At 68.3% G+C, this 4180-nt stretch carries 5 protein-coding genes; 3 read left to right on the top strand and 2 right to left on the bottom strand.

Annotated elements, in window-relative coordinates; all coding sequences use genetic code 11:
• Positions 1–658, top strand: a 658-nt coding sequence (locus tag Q0L11_RS14970) for a malate dehydrogenase (RefSeq protein WP_296598268.1), incomplete at its 5' end; no start/stop codon positions are given.
• 198 nt (positions 659–856) lie between these two features.
• On the opposite strand, the gene Q0L11_RS14965 is transcribed toward Q0L11_RS14970, so the two are convergent.
• The gene (locus Q0L11_RS14965) at positions 857–1468 is read right to left on the bottom strand and encodes a glutathione binding-like protein (protein ID WP_296598267.1); all 612 of its coding nucleotides are present in this window, start codon (positions 1466–1468) and stop codon (positions 857–859) included.
• A 75-nt stretch (positions 1469–1543) separates the two neighbouring features.
• Here Q0L11_RS14965 and Q0L11_RS14960 point away from each other — a divergent pair, with 75 nt between their 5' ends.
• On the top strand, positions 1544–2155 hold the full coding sequence (locus Q0L11_RS14960; protein ID WP_296598265.1) for a TetR/AcrR family transcriptional regulator: 612 nt from the start codon (positions 1544–1546) through the stop codon (positions 2153–2155).
• A gap of 57 nt (positions 2156–2212) precedes the next feature.
• On the opposite strand, the gene Q0L11_RS14955 is transcribed toward Q0L11_RS14960, so the two are convergent.
• Entirely contained in the window at positions 2213–2728 is a 516-nt protein-coding gene (locus Q0L11_RS14955; protein WP_296598264.1) for a hypothetical protein, read from the bottom strand.
• 193 nt (positions 2729–2921) lie between these two features.
• Between Q0L11_RS14955 and Q0L11_RS14950 the strand changes: the two genes are divergently transcribed.
• The coding region (locus Q0L11_RS14950; protein WP_296598262.1) for a malic enzyme-like NAD(P)-binding protein at positions 2922–4180 on the top strand (1259 nt) is incomplete at its 3' end.

Here is a 4180-nt window from a genome sequence, read left to right as displayed (position 1 = left end):
GATCTTCATCGCCCAGGGCCAGTCGATCGACAAGGTGGCCGCCGACGACGCCCGCGTGGCGGTGGTGGGCAACCCCTGCAACACCAACGTGATGATCGCCGCCAACCAGGCCAAGCGCCTGCCGGCCGACCGCTTCACCGCCATGGTGCGCCTGGACGAGAACCGCGGCCGCGCCCAACTGGCCCAGAAGGCCGGCGTGTCGATCAACGAGGTCAGCGACCTCTTCATCTACGGCAACCACAGCCCGACGATGTTCGCCGACTTCACCCACGCCAAGATCGGCGGCAAGGCCGTGACCGACGTCATCACCGACCGGGCCTGGCTCGACAACGAGTACCTGCCGACGGTCGGCAAGCGCGGCGCGGCGATCATCGAAGCCCGCGGCCTGTCGTCGGCGGCCTCGGCGGCCAACGCCCTGATCGACCATGTCCACGACCTGGTCACTCCGGGCGCCATCCATTCGGTGGCCGTGAAGTCGGAGGGCCGCTACGGCTTCGACCCGAACGTCTGGGCCGGCATGCCGGTGAAGACCACCGCCCCCGGCGCTTACGAGGTCATCACCAGCTACGAGATGGACGACTTCGCCAAGTCGAAGATCAAGATCACCAACGACGAGCTGGTGAGCGAGCGCGACACCGTGAAGGACATGCTGGCCTAAGAGGCCGGAGCATCGTTCTCCCCTTGCGGGAGAAGGTGTCGGCCGAAGGCTGACGGATGAGGGGTCGCACGGCATGTCCGGCGACCCCTTCTTCGTTTCAATAGCGGCCATCAGGTCGGCGGCGGAGTGCGACCCCTAATCCGACCGGCTGTGCAGGCCGCCTTCTCCCGCAAGGGGAGAAGGTGCGTGGGGTGGCCGCTATGCCGGCTGGAACAACGCGAACTCCTCCTGCATGGCCTTGCCGACGGCCGGGCGGGCGGCGAGGCGTTGCTGGTACGCCTGGATCGCGGGGTAGGGGGTCAGGTCGAACTTCACGGCCATGTTCCAGTTGAGCACGGCCGCCAGGTAGGCGTCGGCGACGCTGAAGTCGTCCAGCAGCCACTCGCGGCCGGTCAGGTGGTCGTTGAGGTAGGCGAACCGCGAGGCGGCGTCCTCCCTGGCCTTCGCCTTCCCCTCGGCCGGCCAGGTCGGCGAAAGCAGCGGTGTGAAGACGGTCTTGTGCAGCTCGGAGCCGATGAAGCTAAGCCACTGCTGGAGCTGGTAGCGGGGGAAGCCCTGGGGCGCGAGGCCGGCTTCGGGCTTGCGGTCGGCCAGGTACTGCAGGATCGCCGCGTTCTCGGTCAGCACCGCGCCGTCGTCGGTGCGGAGCGCGGGAACCAAGCCCTTCGGATTGATCCCGCGATAGTCCTCGCCCGACGCCGTACGGCCCGCCTTGGTGTCCACGCGCTGGAAGGTCGCCTCCTGGCCGCTTTCATACAGCGTGATCCGGCTGGCCAACGAGCAGGCGAGCGGCGAGAAATAGATGTCCATGGGGTCCTCCCTGAGGCGCTTGCTATATTCGTACCGTTTCGCACAAAATAGCGGCGGTCAAGGATTCTTTGCGAAATGGTACAGAAAGAGGCGCGCGCCAGGGGACGGCCCCGCTCCTTCGATCCGGATGAGGTGCTGGACAAGGCGCGGGCGGTCTTCTGGAACCGGGGCTACGCCGCCACGTCACTGGACGACCTGGCGCTCGCCACCGGGCTGAACCGGCCCAGCCTCTACGCGGCCTTTGGCGACAAGCACGCGCTGTACATGGCGGCCCTGGAGCGCTCGCGTGCCGAGGCGACGGCTGCGCTCGGGGCGGCGCTGGCGACGGAGATGCCGCTTCGCCAGATCCTGGGGATGGTCTTCGACCGCACCGTCGACATCTACCGCGCCGGGGACGAAGGACAGCGGGGGTGCTTCCTAGTCGGCACGGCGACCACCCTGGCGGTGGAGGACTCGGCCGCGCGCGAGCTGCTGGCCGCCTATGTCGCCCAGACCGACCGCCTCTTCCGCGAGCGCTTCGAGCGCAGCACAGGCGAGCTTGTGGCGGGTGTGACGCCCGAGGTCGCCGCGCCCCTCGCCAGCGGAACCTTCCACACCCTGGCGGTGCGGGCGCGGACGGGGGCGAGCGAGGCCGAGCTGAAGGCCATCGGCCGCGCCGCCGTGACGTTGATCTGCGGCGCGGGATAGCGCGCAGCAAAAAGGGCGGCCCGAGGACCGCCCCCTTCGTTGGCGTCGCCGAGGAGACTACTTCTTCTTCAGCATGCCCTTGATCTCGGCCTGGGTGGCGTTGACCGAGGCCGAGCCGTTGGCGACGGCGAGGGCCGAGGTGTCCACGGCGAAGGTGTCGGCGCCCATCTTGATGGTGGCGGTCTTCTTGCCGTCGGCGCCGGTCTTCACCTCCGACACCTTGCCGATGGTGGCGCCGGTGTTGTCCTTCACGTCCATGCCGGTGGTGACGCTGACGTCGGCGCCCGCGGCGCTCGCGCTGGGCGTCGTCGTGCTCGCAGAACTGGTCGCGCTGGTCGTGGCCGAGGTGTCGGAGCTGTCAGCCGGATCATCGGCCGAAGTCGACGACGGCGGGGTGGCCGGGCTCGCGCGGGTGGCGGGCGTCGCGGGCGATACGCCCGGGTCCGCCGGGGTCGCGGGCGTGGCGCGCGTAGCCGGCGTGGCGGAGGTGGTCGAAGACGGTGTCTGCGCCAGGGCCGGCGCGGTGCTCAGGGCCAGAACCGCGGCGGCGGCGAAGGCAAGGCGTTTGTCCATAGGCTTGCATGCTCCCATATGCGCGCCCCCAAGCCCGGCTCCTCACAACCCACGGCCGCGCCGATGGTTCCGCCGGCCAAGGTTGACCTAGCGCGACCCACCGCCGCAGCAAGCGTTGTCCCTGTCGCACTCGGCCTATAGGTTGGCCGCTTCATTTCCAGGGATTTGCCCAAGGGGACGGGGCCGCGCGCATATGGATCAGGTCGAAAAACGCACCTTCACCGACGAAGAGGCGCTGAGCTTCCACCGCTACCCGACCCCCGGGAAGATCGGCGTGACGGCGACGAAGCCGATGGGGACCCAGCGGGACCTCAGCCTGGCCTATTCGCCCGGCGTCGCCGTGCCGGTGCTGGCGATCGCCAAGGACCCCGAGCTGGCCTACGACTACACGTCCAAGGGCAACCTGGTGGCGGTGATCTCGAACGGCACCGCGATCCTGGGCCTGGGCAACCTGGGCGCCCTTGCGTCGAAGCCGGTGATGGAGGGCAAGGGCGTCCTCTTCAAGCGCTTCGCCGACGTCGACGCCATCGACGTGGAGATGTCCTGCACCGACCCCGACGAGATCATCACCGTCGTCAAGAACATCGGCGTCACCTACGGCGGCATCAACCTCGAGGACATCCGCTCGCCGGACTGCTTCCGCATCGAGACCGAGCTGCAGGAGCTGCTGGACATCCCCGTCTTCCACGACGACCAGCACGGAACCGCGATCATCTGCTCCGCCGGCCTGATCAACGCCTGCGAGATCACGGGCCGCAAGCTGGATGAGATCAAGGTGGTGCTGAACGGGCCGGGCGCCGCCGGCATCGCGACGCTGGAGCTCATCAAGGCGATGGGCGTGAAGCACGAGAATGTCACGGCGGTGGACCGCAAGGGCGTCCTCTACCGCGGCCGCGCCGAGGACATGAACCAGTGGAAGTCGGCCCACGCTATCGACACCGACAAGCGCACCCTGGCCGAAGCGCTGGTGGACGCCGACGTCTTCATCGGCGTGTCGGCCAAGGGCGCCCTGACGCCTGACCTCGTGCAGACCATGAAGCCGCAGCCGATCATCTTCGCGATGGCCAACCCGGACCCGGAAATCACGCCGGAAGAGGTCTACAGCGTCCGTCCCGACGCCATCGTGGCCACGGGGCGCAGCGACTATCCGAACCAGGTCAACAACGTCCTGGCCTTCCCCTACCTGTTCCGCGGGGCGCTCGACGTGCGGGCCCGGCGCATCAACATGCAGATGAAGATCGCGACGGCGAACGCCCTGGCGCAGCTCGCCCGCGAGGACGTGCCGGACGAGGTGATCGCCGCCTACCACGGCGTCCAGCTCAAGTTCGGGCCGAAGTACATCATCCCGACGCCGTTCGACCCGCGCCTGCTCTCATACATCCCGCCGTTTGTCGCCCAGGCGGCGATGGACACGGGCGTGGCGCGCAAGCCGATCACCGACATGGACGCCTA

Origin of the sequence: Phenylobacterium sp., assembly GCF_024508875.1 — a bacterium.
Taxonomy (GTDB): Bacteria; Pseudomonadota; Alphaproteobacteria; order Caulobacterales; family Caulobacteraceae; genus Phenylobacterium.
This window is presented reverse-complemented; position numbering and strand designations above follow the sequence as displayed.

Bases quoted from the DNA above. Each gene is read 5' to 3' on its own strand.
- Q0L11_RS14965 (WP_296598267.1), bottom strand. From the start codon at position 1,468: ATGGACATCTATTTCTCGCCGCTCGCCTGCTCGTTGGCCAGCCGGATC.
- Q0L11_RS14960 (WP_296598265.1), top strand. From the start codon at position 1,544: ATGGTACAGAAAGAGGCGCGCGCCAGGGGACGGCCCCGCTCCTTCGAT.
- Q0L11_RS14955 (WP_296598264.1), bottom strand. From the start codon at position 2,728: ATGGACAAACGCCTTGCCTTCGCCGCCGCCGCGGTTCTGGCCCTGAGC.